This window comes from Nocardia puris, from assembly GCF_003315035.1.
GTDB lineage: Bacteria > Actinomycetota > Actinomycetes > Mycobacteriales > Mycobacteriaceae > Nocardia > Nocardia puris.
Genome location: NZ_QNRE01000013.1, coordinates 149900 through 167955 on the forward strand (window position 1 = coordinate 149900; position 18056 = coordinate 167955).

General features: G+C 70.3%; 18 protein-coding genes and 2 pseudogenes. 12 read left to right on the forward strand and 8 right to left on the reverse strand.

Annotated features, from left to right (window positions below):
- Positions 1-147 precede the first annotated feature (147 nt).
- Both DFR74_RS26835 and DFR74_RS37345 read left to right on the forward strand, forming a co-directional pair.
- On the forward strand, positions 148-336 hold the full coding sequence (locus tag DFR74_RS26835; protein ID WP_147265942.1) for a CopG family transcriptional regulator: 189 nt from the start codon (positions 148-150) through the stop codon (positions 334-336).
- Positions 333-725, forward strand: coding sequence for a type II toxin-antitoxin system death-on-curing family toxin (locus tag DFR74_RS37345; protein WP_067508632.1), 393 nt, complete (start codon positions 333-335; stop codon positions 723-725). Before DFR74_RS26835 ends, DFR74_RS37345 begins: the two co-directional genes overlap by 4 nt.
- Positions 726-852: 127 nt before the next feature.
- Here the strand turns inward: DFR74_RS37345 and DFR74_RS26845 are convergent, their stop codons facing one another.
- The 4 genes from DFR74_RS26845 to DFR74_RS26860 all read right to left on the reverse strand — a co-directional run bounded on the left by DFR74_RS26845 (position 853) and on the right by DFR74_RS26860 (position 4480).
- A complete protein-coding gene (locus DFR74_RS26845; protein ID WP_067508783.1) occupies positions 853-1674 on the reverse strand; it encodes a metal ABC transporter permease in 822 nt (273 codons plus the stop codon).
- A 50-nt stretch (positions 1675-1724) separates the two neighbouring features.
- Complete coding sequence (locus DFR74_RS26850) at positions 1725-2474, reverse strand: metal ABC transporter ATP-binding protein (protein ID WP_067508634.1); 750 nt, start codon at positions 2472-2474, stop codon at positions 1725-1727.
- A complete protein-coding gene (locus DFR74_RS26855; protein ID WP_084537554.1) occupies positions 2471-3406 on the reverse strand; it encodes a metal ABC transporter substrate-binding protein in 936 nt (311 codons plus the stop codon). Before DFR74_RS26855 ends, DFR74_RS26850 begins: the two co-directional genes overlap by 4 nt.
- Before the next feature lie 63 nt (positions 3407-3469).
- On the reverse strand, positions 3470-4480 hold the full coding sequence (locus DFR74_RS26860) for a methyltransferase (protein WP_067508636.1): 1011 nt from the start codon (positions 4478-4480) through the stop codon (positions 3470-3472).
- A gap of 57 nt (positions 4481-4537) precedes the next feature.
- On the opposite strand from DFR74_RS26860, the gene DFR74_RS26865 reads away from it, so the two are divergent.
- The 4 genes from DFR74_RS26865 (at position 4538) to DFR74_RS26880 (ending at position 9042) form a co-directional block, all read left to right on the forward strand.
- Complete coding sequence (locus tag DFR74_RS26865) at positions 4538-5014, forward strand: MarR family winged helix-turn-helix transcriptional regulator (protein WP_084537555.1); 477 nt, start codon at positions 4538-4540, stop codon at positions 5012-5014.
- Positions 5015-5185: 171 nt separating this feature from the next.
- Positions 5186-5485 (forward strand): ArsR/SmtB family transcription factor, encoded by a 300-nt coding sequence (locus tag DFR74_RS26870; RefSeq protein WP_067508638.1) that lies wholly within the window; start codon positions 5186-5188, stop codon positions 5483-5485.
- Between the two features lie 93 nt (positions 5486-5578).
- Positions 5579-7402 (forward strand): phosphoenolpyruvate carboxykinase (GTP), encoded by a 1824-nt coding sequence (locus tag DFR74_RS26875; RefSeq protein WP_067508640.1) that lies wholly within the window; start codon positions 5579-5581, stop codon positions 7400-7402.
- Positions 7399-9042 (forward strand): SulP family inorganic anion transporter, encoded by a 1644-nt coding sequence (locus DFR74_RS26880; RefSeq protein ID WP_195125664.1) that lies wholly within the window; start codon positions 7399-7401, stop codon positions 9040-9042. Before DFR74_RS26875 ends, DFR74_RS26880 begins: the two co-directional genes overlap by 4 nt.
- Before the next feature lie 6 nt (positions 9043-9048).
- Here DFR74_RS26880 and DFR74_RS26885 read toward each other — a convergent pair whose 3' ends face one another.
- Both DFR74_RS26885 and DFR74_RS37350 read right to left on the reverse strand, forming a co-directional pair.
- The gene (locus tag DFR74_RS26885) at positions 9049-9630 is read right to left on the reverse strand and encodes a TerD family protein (RefSeq protein ID WP_067508644.1); all 582 of its coding nucleotides are present in this window, start codon (positions 9628-9630) and stop codon (positions 9049-9051) included.
- A gap of 185 nt (positions 9631-9815) precedes the next feature.
- Positions 9816-10346, reverse strand: a complete 531-nt coding sequence (locus tag DFR74_RS37350) for a hypothetical protein (protein WP_067508651.1) — start codon at positions 10344-10346, stop codon at positions 9816-9818.
- Positions 10347-10544: 198 nt separating this feature from the next.
- Between DFR74_RS37350 and DFR74_RS26895 the strand changes: the two genes are divergently transcribed.
- Together DFR74_RS26895 and DFR74_RS26900 are read left to right on the forward strand one after the other, a co-directional pair.
- Complete coding sequence (locus DFR74_RS26895) at positions 10545-11237, forward strand: glycosyltransferase family 2 protein (RefSeq protein ID WP_198161724.1); 693 nt, start codon at positions 10545-10547, stop codon at positions 11235-11237.
- Positions 11238-11454: 217 nt separating this feature from the next.
- The gene (locus DFR74_RS26900; RefSeq protein WP_170160803.1) at positions 11455-12564 is read left to right on the forward strand and encodes a TerD family protein; all 1110 of its coding nucleotides are present in this window, start codon (positions 11455-11457) and stop codon (positions 12562-12564) included.
- A gap of 3 nt (positions 12565-12567) precedes the next feature.
- On the opposite strand, the pseudogene DFR74_RS36765 reads toward DFR74_RS26900, so the two are convergent.
- Positions 12568-12897, reverse strand: a pseudogene (locus tag DFR74_RS36765) (hypothetical protein); the annotation flags it as partial.
- On the opposite strand from DFR74_RS36765, the pseudogene DFR74_RS36770 reads away from it, so the two are divergent.
- From DFR74_RS36770 to DFR74_RS26920, 4 genes and pseudogenes are all read left to right on the forward strand, one after another.
- Positions 12880-13215 (forward strand): annotated as a pseudogene (locus tag DFR74_RS36770) (LuxR C-terminal-related transcriptional regulator); the annotation flags it as partial. The pseudogenes DFR74_RS36765 and DFR74_RS36770 sit on opposite strands and share 18 nt — an antisense overlap.
- 312 nt (positions 13216-13527) lie before the next feature.
- A complete protein-coding gene (locus DFR74_RS26910) occupies positions 13528-13983 on the forward strand; it encodes a GAF domain-containing protein (protein ID WP_067508655.1) in 456 nt (151 codons plus the stop codon).
- 112 nt (positions 13984-14095) lie between these two features.
- Positions 14096-16708: a LuxR C-terminal-related transcriptional regulator gene (locus DFR74_RS26915; RefSeq protein ID WP_067508657.1), complete on the forward strand. Its 2613-nt coding sequence runs from the start codon at positions 14096-14098 to the stop codon at positions 16706-16708.
- A gap of 95 nt (positions 16709-16803) precedes the next feature.
- Positions 16804-17007, forward strand: a complete 204-nt coding sequence (locus DFR74_RS26920) for a hypothetical protein (protein ID WP_067508660.1) — start codon at positions 16804-16806, stop codon at positions 17005-17007.
- Between the two features lie 7 nt (positions 17008-17014).
- Here the strand turns inward: DFR74_RS26920 and DFR74_RS26925 are convergent, their stop codons facing one another.
- Complete coding sequence (locus DFR74_RS26925; RefSeq protein ID WP_067508662.1) at positions 17015-18043, reverse strand: crotonase/enoyl-CoA hydratase family protein; 1029 nt, start codon at positions 18041-18043, stop codon at positions 17015-17017.
- Between the last annotated feature and the right edge of the window lie 13 nt (positions 18044-18056).

The window sequence follows — 18056 nt, forward strand, 5'->3', positions numbered from 1 at the left end:
CTGTCGGAGGGGGTCGAGGAAGTGGCGTCGGTGCTGGCGTTGGCGGCGCGGCCCCGGCAGTCGGAGTACTTCTCGCTGGGGCGGGAAGGGTAGGGGACCTGAGGGCACCCTCCGTCGGTAGCGTGACGAACTCGGACCGCTATGAACTTGCGGCTGACCGACCAGAATGAAACCGACCTGCGCGAACAAGCGGAGGCCGAGGGGCGCCGCATGAACACCATCGCCAACGCGGCCATCGCCGAGTACGTGCGACGCCGGCGCCATCGTGAGTCGGTTCGAGCCGAGATCGCGTTCGCCGTTGCCGAGCACCGCGAACTGCTGGACAAGCTGAAGTGAGCGACGTCCGCTATCTCGACATCGAGGATGTGCTGGAGATCGCGTACGTCGTCACCGAAGGGTCGGCCGTCGTGCGCGACCCGGGGCTTCTCCAGGCACACGTGTTCCGTTATCGCACAACAGTGTTCGGCCAAGACGCATATCCGGGCCTGTTCGACAAGGCGGCGGCGCTGCTGGAGTCGCTGGCCCGCAATCACGCGCTGATCGACGGAAACAAGCGAACCGCGTGGACGTCGGCAGTCGTGTTCTTGGGTCTGAACGGCTTTCGAATCACGCTCGAGAACGCACCCGTACTAGAGACCTACACCTTCGTCAACGCCGTCGCGATGGGCGAGCTCGACCTGAAACAGTCGGCGACGACACTCATGAAGTTCGCCGGACCAGCCTGACAACTCGGTCCTCATTCACGGTCGGACACCGCACCCTACCCACGTCGGGGCGCTACGCGGCTATCGCCGACTGGTTCGGATCACGATCAGCGTCGCGATGGCCGGTCATACGAACGAACCCGGTTTGTCACGCGGGCGCGGGCGTGCGGCGGCGGGTGGTGAGGCGGCGGCCGATGATTCCTTGGCGGGGGGCGAAGAGGTAGGCGAGGGTGAAGGCGATGCCTTGGACGACGACGACCATGCCGCCGGGGGCGGTGTCGAGGTGGTAGCTGATGTAGAGGCCGGCGACCGAGCACACCGCCGAGATGGTGGGGGCGATGAGGAGCATGCGACCGAAACGGTCGGTGAGCAGGTACGCGGTGGCGCCGGGGATGATGAGCATGGCGACCACCAGGATCACGCCGACCGCTTGCAGGGCCAGCACGGCGGTGAGCGCGAGCAGCCCGAGCAGGGCCGCGCCGAGGAGCTTCGGGCGCAGGCCGATGGCGTGGGCGTGCGTGGCGTCGAAGGCGTAGAGGGTGAAATCGCGGCGTTTGAGGATCAGCGCCGCCAGCACCATGGCGGCGAGGATGAGGATCTGCACCAGTTCGCCGCGGCTCACGCCGAGCAGGTTCCCGAAGATGATGTGGTTGAGATCGGTGTTGCTCGGCGTCACCGACACCAGCACCAACCCGAACGCGAACAGCGTCGTGAAGACGATGCCGATGGCTGCGTCCTCCTTCACTCGGCTGGTGTCGCGCACCACCCCGATCAGCGCGACCGCGAGGAACCCGAAGATCACCGCGCCGATCGCGAACGGCGCCCCCACGATGTAGGCGAGCACCACGCCCGGCAACACCGCGTGCGACACCGCGTCACCCATCAGCGACCAGCCGATGAGCACCAGCCAGCACGAGAGCGCCGCGCACACCACGGCCGTGGTGACGGTGGTGGCCAGCGCCCGCACCATGAAGTCGTAGCGCAGCGGATCGAGGAACAGTTCGGCGAAAGTCACCGCGCTCACCCGGCTTTCGCGAACGTATCGCGGTCGTCGCCGTCCAGGCCGAACGCCAGCGCCAGGTTCTCCGGGCGCAGCACCTCGTGCGGGTCACCGTGCTTGAGCACGCGCCGCATCAAAAGCACTGCCTCGTCGGCCAATTGGGGCAGGGCGTGCAGGTCGTGCGTGGAGATCAGAATGGACACACCGGAATCGGCGAGCTCGCGCAGCAGCGTGCTGATGGTGCGCTCGGACCGCTTGTCCACGCCGGCGAACGGCTCGTCCAGCAGCAGGATCGTGGCGCCCTGGGCGATGCCGCGCGCCACGAAAGCGCGCTTGCGCTGCCCGCCGGAGAGCTGCCCGATCTGCCGCTCGGCGAGGTCGGTCAGCTCGACCCGCGCGAGCGCCTCGGCCACCGCCTCCTTGTCGGCGCGGCGCGGGCGGCGGGTGAATCCCATGTGCCCGTAGCGGCCGGTCATCACCACATCGCGCACGGTGAGCGGGAAGTTCCAGTCCACGTCCTCGCTCTGCGGCACGTAGCCGAGCACGCCGGCCTTGCGCGCGTCGGCGGGCGAACCGCCGTCCACCCGCACCGTGCCGCGATCGGGGCGCACCAGCCCCATGATGGTCTTGAACAGCGTCGACTTGCCGGAGCCGTTCATGCCGATCAGCCCGCAGACCCGGCCGGGACGCAGCGTGAGATCGACGCCGTCGAGGGCGAGCACGTCACCGTAATGCACGGTGACGCCCTGGATCTCGATACTCGGGTTCATAGCGTGGCTCCCGTCAGCGCCGTGGCGATGGTCTTGGCGTCGTGGCGCAGCAGCTCGAGGTAGGTCGGCACCGGCCCGTCGGCCTCCGACAGCGAATCCACGTACAGCACACCGCCGAACCGCGCCCCGGTCGCCTCGACCACGCGCTGCATCGGGGCGTCGGACACGGTCGACTCGCAGAACACGGCCGGCACCCGGTTGGCGCGCACGAAGTCGATGGCCGAGGTGATCTGCTGCGGGGTGGCCTGCTGTTCGGCGTTGACCGCCCAGATGTACTTCTCGGTGAGGCCGGCGTCGCGGGCCAGGTAGGAGAACGCGCCCTCGCAGGTCACCAGCGCGCGCTCGTTGGCGGGCAGGGCCGACAGGGTGCCGGTCAGCTCGTCGTGGATCTGCTGCAACTGCACCTTGTAGGCCTCGCCGTTGGCGCGGAACGCCTCGGCGTGGTCGGGGGTCAGGTCGGCGAAGGCGCGGACCATGTTGTCGACGTAGATCTGCACATTCAGCGGCGACATCCACGCGTGCGGGTTCGGCTTGCCCGCGTAGGCGTCCTCGGCGATGGAGATGGGCGTGACGCCCTCGGTCACCACCACGTGCGGCACGTCCAGATCGGCGACGAACTGCCCGAACCACGCCTCCAGGTTGAGCCCGTTGTCGAGGATGAGGTCGGCCGTGGACGCCTTGCGGATATCGCCCGGCGTCGGTTCGTAGCCGTGAATCTCCGCGCCCACCTTGGTGATCGACTCCACCGCGAGGTGCTCCCCCGCCACGTTGCGCGCGATATCGGCCAGCACCGTGAACGTGGTGAGCACGACCGGCTTGTCGTTCGCTCCGCGCGACTCCCCGCAGGCGGTCGCCGTACACACCACCCCTACCGCGACGAGCAGGGGTATGAACACGCGCACGGGCGACCACCGGTGGAGCCAAACCTTCATAGTTACGAATAGTAAAGTTCGGTTCACCTAAATCTCAAGTGTCGAGTTGCGAAGAACACCCGGTCAACGCGGCATCGCGAGCAGAATCGAGAACCGGTCGCCGCACGGCAACGCCTGGTCGAGGCCGAATCCGGCGGCGGCGAGCAGGCCCGACCACTGAGCCCGCGTCCGATCCGCCCCGCCAGCTATGACGAGCATCTCGATGTCGTCGAACTTCGAGTAGTGCCGACCGTCGCCGGGCGGGATGACCGTCTCGATCACCAGCAGCGGTGCGCCGTCGGGGATCGCGGACCGGATCACCCGCAACACCTCGACCACGCGGTCGTCGGGGAAGTTGTGCAGGCAACTCTTGATCAGGTATGCGTCCGCGCGCGGCACCCCGACAAAGAAGTCGCCAGGCACGATGTCCACGCGCTCTTCCAAACCCGCTGCCGCCAAATATTTTTCGGCGCACTCCGCCACCTCGGGCAGTTCGAGCAGCACGCCGCGCACACCGGGATTCGCCCCGAGTACGGCGCCGAGCAACGCGCCGGTGCCGCCGCCGATGTCGGCCACGGTGGCGTAGGGCGAGAAGTCGAAGGCGTGCGGTACCGAGCGGATGGCCTCGGCGTGGAAGGCCGCCGCCGCGGACCCGAACACCCGCGCATGCTCGGGATGGTCGCGCAGGTAGTCGTAGATCGTGGTGCCGAAATGCAGGTCGAACGCGGGCTCCCCGGTGGTGACGCTGTGCCGGATCCGCGCGTACGGCGACCAGAACGGATCCATCGCGAACATGATCGCGGCGGCGCGCAGCGAGCCCGGCACGTCGGCCCGCAGGCATTCCGACAGCGCGGTGGGACCGTAGCGGGTGTCGCCGTCGGCGCTGACGACGCCGATGCTCGCCGCTGCCCGCAACAGCCGGTGCAGCGAATTCTCGTGCGTTCCCGATGATTTCGCCAGCTCGGCCACCTCGACCGGACCGTCGGCCACCAGGTCGGCGATCCCGAGTTCGGCCACCGCCCCGATGACCGGCACCACCCATTTGCCCGCCAGCAATACCCCCAGTTGTTCCCTGGCGCCCTGTTCGACGATCACGAGCCACTCCTCACAGTCAGGTTTCCTGACCAGCTACGGTAAGGTAGCCTGACTCGGGTGTCAATCGAAGACAGCACCCCCGCGCCGGGCAGGCGCTTCGGACTGCTGCGTGTGGCGTTCGACCAGGCCCTGGCCGCCATCCACGCCGAGATCGCGCCGCACCATCCCGACCTGCGTCCCGCCCACCTGCAACTGTTCCGCTTCGGCGGCATCGACGGCTCGCACACCGCCGAACTCGCCGCGCACGCGGGCATGACGAAGCAGTCCATGCACGAACTCGTCACCCACCTCGAAGGCCACGGCTACCTGCTCCGCGCCCCCGGCGCGGGCGGCCGCGCCAAACTCATCCGGCTCACCCCGGCGGGCCGCGACCTGGAACGCGATATCCACCGCGCCGTCGCCCACGTACTCGAGGACTGGCAGCACCGCCTCGGCCCCGACCGCTACGACCAGCTGTGGGCCACCCTGGCCGACCTCACCGGCCGCACCGAACCGCCGCCGACCCTTTCGGAGATCCGCGCCCACCGCCCGTGAGCGCACCCGGCTCCAGGTGTGCCTCGGTACCGTCTTCGGTCACCTGCGAACGACACCGATTGCGCTGATTGCTAAACTCTGCAACCAGCGTGGTCCGGTGATCACCGGGCGCGCACGCGAGTGGGAAAGGGAGTGGCGCGGGTGCCCGGATCGAGCAGGCCGCTCTATCAGATGAAGGCCGACTTCTTCAAGACGCTCGGCCATCCCGTGCGTATCCGGGTGCTCGAGCTGCTGAGCCAGCGCGAGCACGCGGTGTCGGAACTGCTCGGGGAGATCGAGGTGGAGGCGGCCAATCTGTCGCAGCAACTGTCGATCCTGCGGCGGGCCGGACTGGTCACCGCGCGGCGCGAGGGACTGTCGGTCACCTACGAACTCACCTCCCCCGAGGTCGCGCAACTGCTGGCGACGGCGCGGGCGATCCTGACGGGCGTCGTCGCGGGACAAGCCGAGGCACTGGAAAACACGGCCTGACCCCCTCCGAGAGCGCACCAAGACCCTCGCACACAGGCTGTTTGCAGACTTTCTAAACTGAATATCTGGCAAGTTCACAGAAGGAGTGATGCCGTGTCCGACCGCAGCGCCGAAGCGACCGCCCCGACCCGCAGCGCCGCCGTGCTGTCCTGGGTCGCCGAGGTCGCCGAACTGACCGCACCGGAGCGGGTCGTGTTCTGCGACGGCTCCCGCGCGGAATGGGACCGGCTGACCGGGCTCCTGGTGGAGAAGGGCACCCTGGTGCCGCTCACCGCCAAGCCGAATTCGTTCTGGTGCGTCTCCGACCCCGACGATGTGGCCCGGGTGGAGGACCGCACGTTCCTCTGCTCGACCGACCCGAACGACGCGGGCCCGACGAACAACTGGGTCGACCCGGTGGACATGCGCACGGTGATGACCGAGCACTACCGGGGCGCGATGGCGGGCCGCACGATGTACGTGATCGCCTTCTGCATGGGCCCGCTCGATGCCGACGATCCGAAATACGGTGTGCAGATCACGGATTCGGAGTACGTGGCGGCGTCGATGCGGATCATGACCCGCTCCGGCGAGCCGGTGTGGGAGAAGCTCACCGACGCGGTCGATTTCGTGCGGTGCCTGCATTCGGTGGGCGCGCCGCTGGCGCCCGGCCATGCCGACGTGCCGTGGCCGTGCGACAAGACCAAGTACATCGCGCACTTCCCGGAGACGCGCACCATCTGGAGCTACGGTTCGGGCTACGGCGGCAACGCCCTGCTCGGCAAGAAGTGCTTCGCCCTGCGCATCGCCTCGGTGCTCGGCCGCGACGAGGGGTGGCTGGCCGAGCACATGCTGATCCTGAAACTCACCTCGCCGCAAGGGCGTACGCACTACATCGCGGCGGCATTCCCGTCTTCGTGCGGTAAGACCAACCTGGCCATGCTCGAGCCCGCGCTGCCCGGCTGGCGCGCTGAGACGATCGGCGACGACATCGCCTGGCTGCGCTTCGGCGCCGACGGCAGGCTCTACGCGGTGAATCCGGAGGCGGGCTTCTTCGGCGTCGCGCCGGGGACGAGCGCGAAGACGAACCCGAATGCGATAGCCACCATCGCCCTGGGCAATTCGATCTTCACCAACACCGCCCGCACCGACGACGGCGACGTGTGGTGGGAGGGCATGACCGACACTCCGCCCGCCCACCTGATCGACTGGCACGGGCGGGACTGGACCCCGGACTCGGGAAGACCCGCCGCCCATCCGAATTCGCGGTACTGCACCCCGATCGAGCAGTGCCCCTCGGTGGCGCCGGAATGGAACGATCCCACCGGGGTGCCGATCTCGGCGATCTTCTTCGGCGGCCGCCGCGCGAGCACCGTCCCGCTGGTCGCGGAGACCTTCGACTGGGAGCACGGCGTTTTCACCGCCTCGGTGCTGTCGTCGGAGACCACGGCCGCGGCGGCGGGCGCGGTGGGTGTGGTACGCCGCGACCCGATGGCGATGCTGCCGTTCCTCGGCTACCACGTGGGCGACTACTTCGCGCACTGGCTGCGGCTCGGCGCGGACGCCGACCCCGTGAAACTGCCGAAGATCTTCCAGGTCAACTGGTTCCGGCGCGGCGCGGCCGGTGAGTTCCTGTGGCCGGGCTTCGGGGACAACGTCCGGGTGCTGAAGTGGGCGCTCGCGCGGATCGAGGGCGAGGGCAAGGGCGTGCGCACGCCGATCGGCTGGGTGCCGCCCGTCGACGCGCTCGATCTGTCCGGATTACCGGACGGCGCAAGGGAACTCGCCGAGGCCGCGCTCGCCGTCGACACCGGGGAGTGGATCGCGGAGACCGCGTCGATCGACGAGTGGTACGCGACCATCGGCGGCAACCGGCTGCCCGACCGCTTGCGCGAACAGCTCGCCGCGCTGAAGCTGCGGCTGGCCGACGCGCGGTGAGCGCGCGGGACCTGCTGCCGCGGTGGTCCGATTGGCGGGCGGCCGTGCGCAAACCGGGTGCCGACCTGCTGTCGGGCCTGATCGTCGCGCTGGTCGCGCTGCCGCTGGCGCTCGGGTTCGGCATCTCGTCGGGTCTGGGTGCCGCGGCCGGGCTGGCCACCGCCGTGGTCGCGGGCGCGGTGGCGGCGGTGTTCGGCGGGTCGCGCTTCCAGGTGTCGGGCCCGACCGGCGCGATGACCGTGGTGCTGGTGCCGATCGTGCACCAGCACGGCGCGTCCGGCGTGCTGGCCGTCGGGCTGATCGCGGGCCTGGTCCTGATCGTGCTCGCGATCGCCGGCGTGGGGCGGGCCGTGCGGTACATGCCCGCCCCGGTGATCGAGGGGTTCACCGCGGGGATCGCGGTGGTGATCGCGCTACAGCAGTTCCCGGCGGCGCTGGGCGTCGCCGACGCGCACGGCGAGAAGGTGTGGCAGGCGGCCGCCGATGCGGTGTCGCGGTTCGCCGCCGACCCCGACCCACTGCCGCTGGTGACCGCGCTCGCGGTGGCGGCAGTGTTGCTGGTGGGTGGGCGGTACCTGCCCAAACTGCCGTTCGCGTTGCTCGCCGTCGTCGGCGCCACCGTGGTCGCGCAGGTGTTCGGGCTCCAGCTCGCACCGATCGGGGAGATACCGTCCGGATTGCCCGCTCCCACACTCGATTTCCTGCACTTCGATCAGCTCGGCGGGCTGATCGCGCCCGCGCTGGCCGTGGCCGCGCTCGCGGCGCTGGAATCGCTGCTCTCGGCGACGGCGGCGGACTCGATGGCGGTCGGCACTCGGCACGATCCGGACCGGGAACTGTTCGGGCAAGGTCTGGCGAACGTGGCGGCGCCGCTGTTCGGTGGCGTGCCCGCCACCGGCGCGATCGCGCGAACCGCGGTGAACGTCCGATCCGGGGCCCGCACCAGGCTTTCCGCGCTCACGCACGCCGCGGTGCTGGCGGGCATCGTGTACCTGGCGGCGCCGCTGGTCGCCGACATCCCCGTCGCCGCGCTGGCCGGTGTGCTGCTCGCGACGACGGTGCGGATGGTCGAGACCGCCTCGCTCGCCGCGATCGCGCGAGCCTCGCGCGGTGACGCGCTCATCATGGTCGTCACCTTCGGCGTCACGGTGGCACTGGACCTGGTGACGGCGGTGGCCGTCGGCGTCGGCTTCGCCGTGGTGCTCGCGCTGCGCTCGGTGGCGAAAGAGGCGGGGCTGCACCAGGTTCCGCTCGACGAGGACGACCACCTCGCCGAAGAGCGGTCCCTGCTGCACGACCACATCGTGGCCTACCGCATCGACGGCCCGCTGTTCTTCGCCACCGCGCACCGCTTCCTGCTGGAGCTGGCCGACGTGTCCGATGTGCGCGTGGTCATCCTGCGCATGGGGCACGTGACGGCGCTGGACACCACGGGCGCGCTCGTGCTCGAAGACGCCGTGCGCAAACTCGAGCACCGGCACATCACGGTGCTGATGTCGGGTCTGCGCGACCATCACCGCCGACGCCTCGCGGCGGTCGGGGCGCTGCCCGCGGGCGGTGACGCGCAGATCTTCGAGCACACGCCGGACGCGATCGACGCGGCGCACCGCGTACTCGCCGGCGGACTGGTGCCGGACTGAATCCCCTTATTCCATCGCGAAACGCAGCAGCGCCTGCTTGTCCCCCTGCTTGATCTTGCCCTTGCGGTTGAGCACCTCGAGCTGCCAGACGGCGCCGTTGCGGAAGGCGCGGGCGACCGCGTTGGCGTTCTCGTCGCCGAGCAGCGAGGGCCAGATGTCGGCCACCTGCTGGGAGCTGCCGCCGGAGGCGTCGTAGATCTTGAACGAGATGTTGTTCGCCTTCTCGAAGCTGGAACCCTTCTTGAAGGCGGCCGCGACGAAGACGATGGCGTCGATGCCGTCGGGCACGTTGGCCAGGGTGACGTGCACGGTCTCGTCGTCACCGGAGGCGGCGCCGGTCTGCTCGTCGCCGCTGTGCACGACCGAGCCGTTGCCGAGCGGGTCGAGCGAGTCGAGACCGGCGAAACGCACCGGTTCCGAGCCCTGCATGAGGATCGCGATGAGGTCGAGGTCCACGCCGCGCTTGCGCCGCGCCCAGCCGAGCGCACCGCCGCTCGTGCCACCGCTCGGGTCCCAGCTCACGCCGACGCTCAGCTTGGTGATGCCCGCGAGATCCGCCGCCCCGTCTTCTTTTCTGAGGGTAATCACGGAGCCGAGCGTACATGGGCTCGGTGAAGGCGGTGCGGGACAGGAGATTCCGCGAACCGGTGGTTAACGAATCGTCAATCCCGCTGGTGGACAGCGCAATCGCGCGAGCACCGAACGACGTTGCGCTACCGGTGGATACGGACAATTCGCACAGGGCCCGACCCATCGCGGGGCCGGTTTGCTGCTCACTCCTCGTCGTTGCCGCGCGCGGTGCTGAGGTTGCGGGTGATGAGCCAGGAGCCGCCTGCGATCACCAGGGCGAACAAGAGCAGGCCGCCGCCGGGCTCGGCCATCAGGATCGCCCGGCCCTTCAGATCCAGGTTGCCGTTGAGCGTGATCTGGAGCGAGCCGACGGCGAACGCGATGACGGCGGCGAAGGTCGTGACCAGTTCGACCGAGCGCAACAGCGAGCGGCGCACATTGCCGACGAGGTCCTCGATCGTCCGCTCGTGGTGGTCCAGCCGTTCCTGGCGTTCGGCGTCGCGACGGGCGGTGGCGCGGCCCTGCAAGATCGCGGTGCGCTGCGACGTGAATTGCTCCAGCAGCAGTTGATGACTGCCCCGCCAGCCGATCGCGGGCAGCAGTTCCAGCGCGGTGTCGACCTGTTCGAGCGCGGGATCGTAATGGCCGCAGAGGAATTCACCCGTAGACAGACGCAGGTGGAACATGTGGTCGCGCGGGTGCTCGCGCACCGCCTCGGCGGCGCGGGTCCGCAACAGCTCACCCTGCCCCTCGAACGGCGTGCCCGGCGCGAGGCCGTTGAGTGCGACGTCGATCGCCTCGCGGGTGCGTTCGGGCGCCTGCCAGGCTCGCTCTGGTGCCTATGCGGGTAGAAGTGCTGACGGCGGTGCACGCCGCCTACGAGCGCTACCTCCCGACGCCTGGCGCTCCCTGGCCGCGCAGACCCACACCGATTGGCGCTGGCCGTCCAGGTGGACGGTGAACTCGACGGCATCCCCACCACGCTGTCCCGGTGCGGCGCGCTCGCCGATCCGCGGGTGTCGTTGTCCGCCAACGGGACCCGTGCGGGCGCGGCCGTCACCCGCAACGTGGCGCTGGGCCGCTCGTCCGCGCCGCTGATCCAGAATCTCGACGCCGACGACGAACTGGAGCCCACGGCACTGCGCACCCTGCTCACCGCGCTGCGCGACCACCCGGACGCCGGTTTCGCGGTCGGTCCGGCGCGGGATCTGCATGCCTCGGGCGCACTGCGGGAATTCCCGATCGCGTTGCCCGACGGGCCGATTCCGCGCGGCGCGCTGGTGGACGCGTGGATCACCGAACCGGATCGCTATCACGTGCCCGTGCATCCGGCCGGGGTGATGTGGCGGCGCGACCTGCTGCTCACCGTCGGCGGGTGGAGCGCGGCGCACGGAATGGAGGACACCGCACTGCTCATGGCGGCGTCGGCCTTGGCGCCCGGTGTGGTGGTGCGCGGTCCCACGTTGCGGTATCGGAAGCACCGCGCGCAGACATCCACGAAAGTCTCTGGCTTCGAGGGGGAGGGGGAGCAGATTTCGCTTGTTCGCAGCCGAGTGGCACTTTTGCGAGCGGCTCCCCCGTGGCAGGCTTCGCCTCTCACCGCCGGTGAGTTCGCGGTCGAGTGACGCCGGGCGCCCTTTTCCCACCGGCGAGTTCGTGTCCGGCGCCCACATCGGCGGCACAGGCTGACTATCCTCGAACAGACAACCGTGTGCGAGGGTGTCGCGGGCCGGGTGGCCGGGATCGATGCCGGCGCACCGCGACAGGGTCCGGCGCGGGAGGACGCCGGGCGGACGGTATTCACAGGTCCGGGGGTGCCGGGCCCGAGCGGAGAAGGATCGCGTGCCTGAGGTTTCGGAGCAAACACGTTCGCTGACCACGCACGAACTGGTGGTGATCGCGCACAGCGGGGAGCCCGCGCACATCGTGGCGCTGTTCCGCAGCGACCACGACGCCGAATGCGACGAGGCGGGCACGGCGTGCGCCGAACCGCATACCGAGGACGTGCGGCGGGCCGACGCGCGCGGCGGGCAGCCGACCTCGCTCGCCATCCGGATGAATACGCTTGCGCCGCAGGTGGTCTCGGTGCGGATCGTGGTGGCGCTGGACAACCCGCACCACGTGTTCTCCGACGCAGGCCCGGTGGTGGTGGACGTGTTCGACGCGCTCGGCGCGAACGTGCTGAACCACCGGCTCACCGGCGTGAGCGGCGCGTCGGCCGCCGTGGCCGTGGAGCTGGAGCGCACCGAGAACGGCTGGCAGATCAGCGGGTTGAACGAGGGTCACCCCGCCGGGTTGGCCGGTGTGCTCGCCGAGAACCACCTGCGCGTCGGCGGACCGGTCGAGCACGTGCAGCCGGAGCAGGAACTGCTGCTCAGCGCGGATCGCCCGCTGCCGCTGCTGGTGAACCAGACCGTGCGGCTGCGCACCGACGCCGGGACGGATCTGCAGTACCTGCGCATGGGCCTGGGCTGGGACCCGGTCCCCGGCGCGCAGGGCAGCGACCACGCCGACCTCGACGCCGCCGCGCTGATCTTCGACCGCGACCACTACCTGCTCGACGCCGTCTACTTCGCCCAGCTCACCTCGCGCGACGGCGCGATCCGGCACCTCGGCGACAGCCTCACCGGCATCGGCAAGGGCGAGAACGAGGTGATCTCGGTCGATCTCACCCGCGTGCATCACCAGGTGGCGACCATCGTCTTCGTCATCACCTCCTACCAGGGCCAGACCTTCGAGCGCATCCGGAACGCGTTCTGCCGCGTGGTCGACGGCGTGGACGACAAGGAGCTCGCGCACTTCGACCTCGCGGGCGACGGCACCCACACCGGCGTCATCGCGGCGAAGCTGTACCTGGCGCGCAGCGGATGGAAGCTCCAGGCGATCGGGCGCCCGATCGCCGCCACCCATCCCGGTGAGGCGGTCGCGCAGCTGGGCCCGTACCTGGCCTGAGACTCAGAAGTACCGCAACCACACGTACGTCCACGCCAGCACCGAGCTCAACGCGGTGACCACCAACCCGTATTTGGTGAACTGCCAGAACGAGATCGGATGACCGGCGCGGCGCGCGATGCCGAGGGCGACGACGTTGGCGCTCGCGGCGACCGCCGTGCCGTTGCCGCCGAAGTCGGCGCCGAACGCGAACGCCCACCACAGCGCCTGCCCCGGACCGCCGTCGGGCGCCCCGGCCACCACGCCTTCCACCACCGGCGCCATGGTGGCGGTGTAGGGGATGTTGTCGACGAACATGCCCACCACCGCCGACCCGAACAGGTGGCCGACCGCGACCTGCTGGAGGCGTGCCGGGCCACCATGCGCGGGGAGCCGTTCTTCTATCCCGGCGCGGTCACCGCACTGATCCGCGAGTACCTGCACCGGGCGCGGGAGGGGTCGGCGCTGCCCGAGGCCATCCTGACCCCGCACGAGGAGGCGATTCTCAAAGTGGTCGCGGAGGGCCACTCCACCCGCGATATCGCGCGGACCCTGGTGATCAGCGCCAAGACGGTGGACCGGCACCGGGCCGACATTCTGCAGAAGCTGGACCTGCGCGATCGCCTCGCGCTGACCAGGTACGCGATCCGCGCCGGGCTGATCGAGCCGTGACCGGCGGGTCCGCCGAATCCCGCCCTCGGACCGACCGGGCGGTGTTAATGTGGTGGCCGTCACATCCCGAGCGGGAGCGTGACCTGTGTGCAGGTGAACGGTTCCCTCCGTGCACCCCGGGGTGGTAAGTGGATCCCTTGGTGCGCAACCTTTCACGCCGCCTTCACCGGCGGCAGACGCCCGTGCGGGGACGGGCGGTGTATCGCCCCGGATGGGGCAGCGAAAGTGGATGGCCAGTCGGCGCGCTCCGGCCGACGGGTGGTGGCGTCGAGGAGACCACACCCGCGGACGCGCTGTCAGTGAGGTGCCCGCATGCTAGAAACACCGATCTCGGCCCCGGTCTCCCCCGGCCCGGGCGCGATCTTCCCCCCTGACTCTCCGGCGTTCCCCGCTCAGGCGGCCGCCAATATCGCCCGTCTGCTGCCCGGCCACCCGCTGGTCGGCATCACGGCCTGGGGCCTGGACGGATTCGAAGTCGTCGGCTGGTCGTGTCGCGACGCCGCGACACTCGAGCAGGCCCAAGGCGACTACCCCGACTCCCCCGGCGCCGATGTGGTCCGCACGCACCGCCGCGTGCTGATCGCCGACCTCACCGACGAGGAACGCTGGCGAGACTACTGCGCACACCTGCACGCGCTGGGTGTGCGGTCGCTGTACTGTCATCCGCTCATCGCGGACGACCAGGTACTCGGCCTGCTCGGCCTGTACTCGCACCGCAGAAACGCCTTTCACCCCAAGGGACATGGCGTCGCGGCCCGGCTCGGGTGAACCGGACGGACAAGACCTGATAACAAGATCGGTCGTGACGACCAAGAAGTAATTCCATCCGGTAAATTCCTGAGCCAGGCGCGACAAGTCGGCACTCGGTCCAGGAGGCACGGTGGCCAGCTCACACGGCCCCGATCTACGCACGACCCGCGGCAGCGCGGCCCTCTCCCCACTGCCGGCACTGTCCTTCGCGCCGATCACCAGGCCGGCGCTGCTGCGGCGGCTCGACGCGATCGCCGAATCCCCGCGCCACCGGGCGCTGCTGCTGTGCGCGCCGGCGGGCAGCGGGAAGACCGTCCTGCTGACCGAGTGGGCGGGCACCCGGCAGGTCCGCGAGGTGGTGTGGGTCGCCCTCGGTGAGCAGCCCGACGGCGACGGCACGCTGTGGTCGGCGCTGCGCGAAGGGCTCGGCATGCCCGCGCCGCAACGCGCGCTCGGTGCGCCGGGTTCGGAGGCAGCCGCCCTGGTTGACGCGCTCGCCACGCGCGGCGACCCGCTCGTGATCGTCCTCGACGACGCCCACCTGATCACCGAGCCACTGGAACTGGCCGGACTCGAACACTTCCTGCTCCACGCGCCTCCCGGTGTCACCACCGTGATCTCGGGCCGGTTCGATCCGCCGTTGCGGTGGCATCTGCCGGGCCTGCCCGAACAGTTGGTGCGCTGGGGCGCCGAGGATCTGGCGCTCGACGGCAGTGAAGTGGAGGCGCTGTGCCGCGAGCACGGCTGCGACCTCGACGGTGCCGAACTCGACACCGTCACCGCGCTCACCCGGGGATGGGCCGCCCTGGTGCGGATCGCGGCCATCTACCTGTCCACCGCGCGCGACCGGGCCGCCGCGCTCGCCACCCTGGCCCGCCCGCCGCACGCGGTGTCGGATTTCCTGGTGGGCGAACTCATCTCCGCGCTCGCGCCCTCGCTGCGCATGTTCCTCACCTACACCAGCGTTCCGGCCGCGTTCACCGAGCGGCTGGCCGACGAGCTGACGGGCGGCGGCGCCGGACACGCGCTCTACGAGCTGGACCGGATGAGTTTCCCGCTCACCTCGGTCGTGCGCGACGGCGACATCTGGTTCGCCTACCACCCGATGCTGCGCGCGTACTTCCTGGCCGAGGCCAACCGGCTCGACGCCGGCGCGCGCGGCGAACTCCACCTGCGCGCGGCGCGGGCGCTGCGCGAGACAGGCTCGCACCGGCAGGCCGTGACCCACCTGCTGTCCGTACCCGACCCCGCGCACTTGCACGAATACCTCGCCGAGCGCGGTGTCGCGCTGGTACTGGAGGGTGACGGGCCCGCCGTCTTCGACGAATTGCACCGGCGCCTGCCCACCGCGCTGGACGACCCGTTCGTGTGGCTGCTGCGGGTGCTGGACGCGCTGTTCCACGGCAGCACCGCCGACGCGCGCAACTTGCTCGACGTGGCCGATGCGCGACGGTCGGCGCACCCGTCCTTCGCGCCGCCGGACTGGGTCGACGCCCTGGCCGTCGCGGTGACGGCCGACCTGTTCGCCGCCTCCGGCGCCCGGCTGGGCGAAGTGTCCACCGCGGCGCCCGCCGTCACGGGTCACCCCGATATCGACGGCTACCTCGCGATCCAGTCGGCCACCGCGCTGCTGGTCGAGGGTCACCCGCACCGGGCCGAGGAGCGGCTGCTCGGCGCGCTGACCTTGGCCAACCACACCGGCCACCCCCGGCTGGCGCTGCGCGCGCTGACCCGGCTGGCGTTCGTCGCGACCGCCAGGGACGCCACGGCCTCGATGCGCGAGCGCGCCGACCGTGCCCTGGCCGTCGCGTCCGAGCACCACCTGACCGGCACCACCGACGCCGCGCAGGTCATGGCGATCTCGGCGCTGGCCGCCCACCTGCGCGGCGAGGTACCCGACGCCCGCCACCTCGACGGCGCCCTGGCCGCGCGCACCGGCCAAGACGGATCGCACAGTCCGCTGGCGGGCTGGCACGGCCACACGATCGCGCTGATGGTCGACGCCGCGCGCTGCGGCCACCGGCCCGCCGCCGTGGACGCGCTGCGGCACACCACGCACCTGCTGCTGGACGAGCGGCCGGTGCCCGCCGCCACCGCGACCCTCGTCGCGCAGGTCGTCGCCGCCCTGCTCAACGCCGGGGAGGCGCGGCCCGCGCACCTGCTGGCCAACCGCGCGCACCGCCAGTTCGGCGACCTGCCCGACCTCACGGTGGCCCGGGCCATGCTGGCCGACGCCGCCGAGCACGCTCAGGCGGTGCTGGGCGCGATCGAGCCGCTGCTCGGCATCCTCGACGCCCTGCATGCGCGCACCGCGGTGGTCGCGTGGCTGCTGTACGCCTCGGCGCAGCACCGGCTCGGCACCACCGGCAAGGCGCGCGGCGGGCTGGAGCAGGCGCTGCGGCGGGCCGAACCCGATCACCTGGTGCGCCCGTTCCTGGACGTGCCCGCCGCCATCGAACTGCTGGACGTGTACTCGGGCCGGCTGGGCCGCCGCGACGCGTTCGCCGATCGGGTGCGCAGGCATCCGTCCGCCCACCACGGGCACACTCGGCCCGGACTCACCGACGCCGAGACGACCGTGCTCCAGCATCTGCCCTCGGGGCGCACCGCCCAGCAGATCGCCGAGGACCTGGGCGTCTCGATCAACACCGTGAAAACCCATATGCGCGCGATCTACACGAAATTCGGCACCAACTCCCGCGTCGCGGCCCTCGATCACGCCCGCCGCAGCGGCCTGCTCTGAGCGGTGATCTCATCCGCGACGTGTGAGGCACCAGGCCGCCGTCCGGAGCAGACTCGGTGATCACCCGCACACGTTCGCGCCGCGAGAGGAGTGCCATGGCCGTCCGCTATCAGTTCATCATCGACGGCGAACTCTCCGACCGCGCGCGGGCCGCGTTCCCCGAGCTGACCGCCACCTCGTGTCCGTGCGCGACGTCCCTGCACGGACCCGTCCCCGATCAGACCGCCATGCGCGCCGTGCTGGCGATGATCGACAACCTCGGCCTCACCCTGGTGGAGATGCGCCGGCTGCCCGACTGAGGCGGGCTCACGGAGTCGGCGGCCGGGGGCTCTCGCGCTTCCAGTCGCCGTAGGGCTCGTCGCGTTCGCGCACGGCCTCGCGGAAACCCACGGTGGCCGAACGCAATTGGAAGGCGTAGCCCTCACGGGAGTGGCGCGAGACGCCGTCGAAGACGGTGCTGATCATGCCGGAGTTGGCCACGCCCTGGGCCAGCAGCGCGCTGTTGAGCGCGAGTTTGGCCATGACGAGCTGGTTGATCGGCATCCGCGCGATGCGGGCCAGCAGCGCCTCGGTGCGCTCGTCGAGTTCCTCGGCCGGGCACGATTCCACGGCCAGGCCCCATTCGACGGCCTGTTTGCCCGTCAGGCAGTCGCCGGTGAGCAGCAGGCGTTTGGCGCGCTGATCGCCGAGGCGGTGCGCCCACATGCCCGCGGCGGGAATGCCCCACACGCGGGTGGGCGGGTAGCCGATCTTGGTGTCGTCGGCGCAGATGATCTGGTCGGCGTAGAGCGCGATATCGGTGCCGCCCGCCACCGCGAAGCCGTGCAGTTTCGCGACCGTCGGCTTGTTGGCGTGCAGCAGGCTGGAGAAGCCGCGGTTGAAGCGGCTCATCATCTGGTAGTCGACCACCGGATCCCAAGTGCCCCAAGGATTGTGGTTGCGCGCCTGCACCACCGGGTCGAGCACGGTGCCCGTCGCCTCGTCGGGACCGTCCATCGCGAGTCCGCCGCCCTCGGCGAAGATCGACAGGTCGTATCCGCCGCAGAAACCCTTGCCCCGCCCCGACACCACGATGACGTGCACGCGCGGGTCCAGATCCGCCCGCTCCACGGCCGCCGCCAGCTCGACCGGGGTGTCGGAGGTGATGGCGTTGCCGCGCTCGGGACGGTTGAAGGTGATGCGGGCGATCCGGCCGTCCACCTCATAGGTCAGCGTGCGGTACTCGATCTCCGGTTCGGCGCGCTCGCGGTCGGCGAACAGCGAGTCCGGCCCCTCGGTGAGGCCCTCGTACCAGGCGGCGGGCCGAGCGCCCGCGTGATCGGCGTTGTCGCTCAACGGATCTCCTTCG

Excerpts from the sequence above, each read along its gene's own strand:
- DFR74_RS26910 (WP_067508655.1), top strand. The coding sequence starts at position 13,528 with ATGCTAGAAACACCGATCTCGGCCCCGGTCTCCCCCGGCCCGGGCGCG.
- DFR74_RS26855 (WP_084537554.1), bottom strand. The coding sequence starts at position 3,406 with ATGAAGGTTTGGCTCCACCGGTGGTCGCCCGTGCGCGTGTTCATACCC.
- DFR74_RS26850 (WP_067508634.1), bottom strand. The coding sequence starts at position 2,474 with ATGAACCCGAGTATCGAGATCCAGGGCGTCACCGTGCATTACGGTGAC.
- DFR74_RS26845 (WP_067508783.1), bottom strand. The coding sequence starts at position 1,674 with ATGGTGCGGGCGCTGGCCACCACCGTCACCACGGCCGTGGTGTGCGCG.
- DFR74_RS26920 (WP_067508660.1), top strand. The coding sequence starts at position 16,804 with ATGGCCGTCCGCTATCAGTTCATCATCGACGGCGAACTCTCCGACCGC.
- DFR74_RS26870 (WP_067508638.1), top strand. The coding sequence starts at position 5,186 with ATGAAGGCCGACTTCTTCAAGACGCTCGGCCATCCCGTGCGTATCCGG.